A 4922-nucleotide genomic window follows, 5' to 3' on the forward strand; every position below is an offset into this window, starting at 1 on the left:
TGCGTGTAAGCATCTCACCGAAAAACTAATGCGCGGGGGGTTTGGGGGCGGCGCCACGCCCCCAACGGGGGGTTTGGGGGGTAGAACCCCCCAAAAGCTTGGATTGAGTAATCAGATCTGAAGTAATACGGCCATCCGTTGAGTCTAGGCCACATATCAGGAAAGAAACTCCTGCAAAAGGGGGAATAAATAATCAGTTTTTAATAACCGGATTTAGGATCAGAATATTTTCATGCTTGACGGTGTAACTTGTTGCATCGGGACTGACTTATTTATCGCTATTACCCAATTGGGTTAAAGCAGTCCCGGTGAGACGACAAATTTGCCACTCTTTGAAGACCTTAGCCCCCATTTTTCCATAAAAATCGATCGCCAGTTGATTCCACTCTAAGACAGTCCATTCTAAAAGTCCTGCATCCCTAGCGACGGCAATTTTAGCCACAGCCATTAGTAAAGCTTTCCCGATACCTTGACTGCGATAATCGGGTAAAACGAAGATATCTTCTAGGTAAATCCCCGGTTTAGTTATAAAGGTGGAATAGTTAGCAAAAAATAGCGCAAAACCGACTATTTTACCCTCTACTTCCGCCACCAATGCTTCGATGTAGGGTTTTTCTCCGAATAAATGATCCCCTAAAGCTTGACTATTTCCTGTCATTAAATGGCTGAGTTCTTGATAGGCTGCTAAGGCAACAATTAAGTCAAAAATAGCCTTGACATCGGTAGCAACGGCAGCACGGATGGAATAATTCATGATTGCTGGTCAAATCTTGATTTTAATGCTGATGATGTTTATGGGGAGATTCAGCAGGGGGAGAATTAAGATTGGAAAAATGGCCGTTATTTAATCCCATCCCAACGCTACCAATACTGAAAAGTCCCATGGAAACAAAACCGGCCGCAATTGTCCCCATGGCCACGGTTCCAATGGAAACTATTCCCATAGGAACAATACCGATGGAAATAACGCCCATGGGAACAATGCCAATAGAAATTATACCAGTGGGAGCAATACCGATCGACAACCATTTTCGCCCGGAATTACCACAACTATTCTCTTTTTCTTGACCTAGATTGGAATCCATGCTTTTAACCCTGAAGATGCTTTCAGCCTTCCCATCCTAGGTTAGGGGTAGAATTCTTGTCAAAAGACCGCTAGTCAAAATGGAAGTTAATTTTTTATAAAAACTATTGACTTTTAATCTCAGTTATGTATTGGCGGGATACCAGCCACGTCGAGAATTTTTGGGACTAAATCCTCCCGTTTAATCGCCATGATGTGGACACCTTGACATAACTGCTGGGCTAATTTTATTTGTTCGGCGGCGATTTTGATACCTTCTTCGAGGGGATGGGCTGCATCGGCGAGTCTTTGAATGATCTGGTCGGGAATTTGTACCCCCGGCACATTTTTATTTAAAAATACGGCATTTTTAGCTGATTTTAACAGAAAAATTCCCGCTAGAACTGGTTTATCGGCGAGGGAGGCCACCTGTTGCATGAACTTATCAAGGCACTCGAAATCCGTAACTAATTGACTTTGAAAAAACTGCGCTCCCGCTTCGATTTTACGCTCAAAACGGCGTTGAAGACCAGACCAACTTTTTGACTGCACATCGACGGCAGCCCCAGCAAAAAGTTCTAGGGGTCCATCCGGTAAAGATTTATCGTTAAAGTCAAAACCTTTATTTAATTTATCGATTAATTTTAACAAACGTACCGATTCTAGGTCAAAAACTGCTCTAGCTTGGGGATGATCTCCTGCTTTGACGGGATCTCCAGTTAAAGCTAGTATATTTCTCAATCCTAAAGCATGAGCGCCCATTAGGTCTGCTTGTAATCCGATCACATTGCGATCGCGACAGGCCATTTGACAGATGGGTTCGATGTCGTGTTGATAGAGAATAGCGGAGGCTGCCAGAGAGGACATTCGCACTACGGCGCGACTGCCATCGGTAATATTAGCCGCATGAACGCGATTTTTTAGCCAGAGGGCCATTTCTAGCATATGACTGGCATTACCACCTTTCGGGGGAGTAATCTCGGCTGTAATCAAAAATTCTCGGTCTTGAACCGCGCGTCGTAAACGAGTAGTCATCAATTTATCTAGGTTTTAATCATAAATTTTATAGTAGATTTAGCCCGGAAATGGCTCTTAGGCAAGGAATGATCATCGGGCGGCGCTGTTTTATACTGGTCAGTGCTGGTGCTTGGCTGATATCAGATAAGTTAACTGGCAGGAAAAAATTTCTAATGTAGTATAATACACGGACAGTTTAACCAAATTCGTTTACAAGTGTAAAGGACAACCGATTCGATCGAGCGATCATGCCAACTCTTTCTCGTTTACCTACTAAAGACAAAAAAGAAATCATGCCCCATCCCCTCAAAATCGTCGCTTTAGGAGATAGCCTTGTTTATGGCTATGGCGACCCCGTGGGTGGCGGTTGGGCCGAGCGCCTACGTCGTTTGTGGATGGAAAGTGCCGGTCATGCCCTGTATAATTTGGGGATTCGCGGCGATCGAGTGGTACAAGTGTCCGAACGTTTAGAACAGGAATTTCGTCTCAGGGGGGAAATTCGCAATCGTCTTCCTGACCTGATTCTTCTCTCCGTCGGTGTTAATGATACAGCCCGTTTAGGCCGGCCCGATGGTCGTACTTATACCGATCACGATCTTTTTCAAACTCAAATCGAACATTTACTCGGCCGGGCCCGTTCTCTTTGCCCGGTTTTGTTTATAGGTATGATTCCCGTGGATGAGCGGAAAATGCCCTTTTTAGATTGCTTTTACTTCAACCATGGCGATCAGTATCGTTTTAAGGAAACCACTAAACAAGCTTGTCTAGAGCAAAATATTCCCTATCTCGATTTATTTGATCTCTGGATGGACCGGGGTGATCTGTGGTGCCAAGAAAGATTAATGCAAGATGGACTTCATCCCAATGTCCAGGGCTATCAATCAATTTTAGAGGATATTTTAAACTGGTCGCCCCTCACCTCCTTTGTCGGTGTGGATGGTTTTATTCAACCGTTTACAGGAATTGTAGAAAAGTGATGTCCTCTGTTCTCAGTGGTTCTAGCGGTGTTACAGAAACCGTAAGAGACAGTAAAGAAACTGGTCAAACTAATCCTATTGAAAGATTAAATAATCATCTTCGACAAAGAGTTTTTAGAGCGTCGGGGTCAGTGACCGTCTATATTGTAATGTAACCGAACTTACCCCATACATACCTAATACAATGCTGAACAGACAATTGCGCTACTCGTTCAAAATGTAGTAAATTAAGGGGCAAAATTTGCCAATCATTGCTCTGAATTTGTGACTCAATCAATTCTCGGAAAGGTGAATCAAAAGTTAATTTTCCCAGACTATATTTGATCGTCATTTTCCAAAAACTACCTTAACTAAGATAAACTAGATTTTCTCTTTCATTAATCATAATTTTATGGTTGTCTCTCAATTGTTTATTATTAATGACATACCAAAGAAATATATGAGTATCTATTAAAAACTTGAGCATAATTATTGATAATCTTCAAAATCAGTTAAAGGAGCATCAAAATCATCGGCTATCCAAAATTTTCCCGCAGCACTTCTCGGTTGAAGCGGTGGTTTCTTGGCTAACTTTACAGGACTTAATTTAACTACAGATTCATTATTTTCTGTGATGATAATTTCTTCACCTTTAAGTACAGCTTCCAATAACTCATTTAAGTTGATTTTTCGCTTGTTTTAATTCAACTGTAGTCATTAGTTTACCTCACTGATTAACAACACAAACATTAGTTTAATCTCAATCAAGAAAAGCGATGGATTAAGTTATATCTAGGGTTTGCTGAATAAATGTGAAATGTAGGCAAGGTAAGAGTTTTGTGGCTTTACGAGCGAAACAGGTGCAAATTTTGAGAGAATCGTCGTTCAAAACCTTGCGTCTTCATCGGCCCGCGTCCTGTAGGGGCGAAGCATTCGGGCAATAACCTATCGGTGAAACCGTAGATTTTCTATCCGAATGCTTCGCCCCTACTTTTTGCCGCAAACCCTATCTATATCCTTACTTTTAATCATGATACCAATACTCACCCCCTGTCAGGAATGTCAGACACATTCTCATACTTTCTAGCGGAATTATCGCCATTAGCCTGTAGTAGTAGTAGGTTGGGTTGAGGAACGAAACCCAACACACAATAATTGTTATGATTTCTTGGAGCAGGTTGAAAAATCGATCTTCTATGTCCAGCAACAGCACAACATCAGTGAAGAAATCGGCACTCGGCAAGGGGCAGTATGAAAATGGGATCACTTATTTAGATTTCAGATGGTATATGGTAAAATTTGCATAATTCAGTAAGATTAGTATTATCCTATATTATTTCAACTCAACTTCCTATGAGTAACAAATCTACGATTAAATTGGTGATCGCTTTTAACGATCCTAACCTGGAGCCTGAAGAACGCGACGAACAAGCCCAAGTATTACTGACAGAACTACAACAGGCAGATGAAGTTGAATCGGTTAAACGTATTCTTGATCCCAATCCCCCTGAAGGTAATAAGTCGTTGGGCGGTTTTTTGGGAGGAATGTTAATGACCGAAGTTAACCCCGCTAATGGGAAAAAGTTGTTAGGGTTTCTGGGCGATCGCCTGGGAGGTAAACCGATAGAATTGTCGGTAGAGGCCAATGGTCGCAAGTTGACGGTTAAGGCTCACAGTCGAGAAGAATTGGAAATGGCTATTAAAGCGGCTCAAGACTTTATCGGGAGCATCTCACTTACGCGATAAGTAATTATACTTAGCCTAAAAGCCACTCTTAATCGTGTCTTGGAACGAAATAGAGGCTTTTAAAGACTGCGTACATGGAGAATTAAAACAAGAATTACCCTCGAAAAGCCTATTTTTCCACTAAGTATTTATGCTCATTG

Annotated in this window: 6 protein-coding genes and 1 pseudogene; 3 read left to right on the forward strand and 4 right to left on the reverse strand. The window is 41.9% G+C overall.

The annotated features are described in order from the left end of the window. Positions 1-268: 268 nt before the first annotated feature. The 3 genes from O9334_RS08415 to O9334_RS08425 all read right to left on the reverse strand — a co-directional run bounded on the left by O9334_RS08415 (position 269) and on the right by O9334_RS08425 (position 2098). Positions 269-754, reverse strand: coding sequence for a GNAT family N-acetyltransferase (locus O9334_RS08415; RefSeq protein WP_079207739.1), 486 nt, complete (start codon positions 752-754; stop codon positions 269-271). A 22-nt stretch (positions 755-776) separates the two neighbouring features. Beyond that, entirely contained in the window at positions 777-1085 is a 309-nt protein-coding gene (locus tag O9334_RS08420; RefSeq protein WP_002759516.1) for a hypothetical protein, read from the reverse strand. A gap of 119 nt (positions 1086-1204) precedes the next feature. Then, on the reverse strand, positions 1205-2098 hold the full coding sequence (locus tag O9334_RS08425; RefSeq protein WP_045358679.1) for a methylenetetrahydrofolate reductase: 894 nt from the start codon (positions 2096-2098) through the stop codon (positions 1205-1207). Between the two features lie 230 nt (positions 2099-2328). Here O9334_RS08425 and O9334_RS08430 point away from each other — a divergent pair, with 230 nt between their 5' ends. Both O9334_RS08430 and O9334_RS08435 read left to right on the forward strand, forming a co-directional pair. Next, positions 2329-3057 (forward strand): GDSL-type esterase/lipase family protein, encoded by a 729-nt coding sequence (locus tag O9334_RS08430; RefSeq protein ID WP_287999819.1) that lies wholly within the window; start codon positions 2329-2331, stop codon positions 3055-3057. Beyond that, positions 3057-3212, forward strand: a complete 156-nt coding sequence (locus tag O9334_RS08435) for a hypothetical protein (RefSeq protein WP_287999820.1) — start codon at positions 3057-3059, stop codon at positions 3210-3212. Before O9334_RS08430 ends, O9334_RS08435 begins: the two co-directional genes overlap by 1 nt. A gap of 313 nt (positions 3213-3525) precedes the next feature. Here the strand turns inward: O9334_RS08435 and O9334_RS08440 are convergent. Beyond that, positions 3526-3754: pseudogene (locus O9334_RS08440) on the reverse strand (type II toxin-antitoxin system Phd/YefM family antitoxin). 635 nt (positions 3755-4389) lie between these two features. On the opposite strand from O9334_RS08440, the gene O9334_RS08445 reads away from it, so the two are divergent. Further along, positions 4390-4782, forward strand: coding sequence for a hypothetical protein (locus tag O9334_RS08445; protein ID WP_287999822.1), 393 nt, complete (start codon positions 4390-4392; stop codon positions 4780-4782). The last annotated feature ends 140 nt before the right edge of the window (positions 4783-4922 follow it).

The sequence above is a fragment of the Microcystis sp. LE19-8.1F genome (assembly GCF_027531715.1).
In the GTDB taxonomy this organism is placed as follows: Bacteria; Cyanobacteriota; Cyanobacteriia; order Cyanobacteriales; family Microcystaceae; genus Microcystis; species Microcystis wesenbergii_A.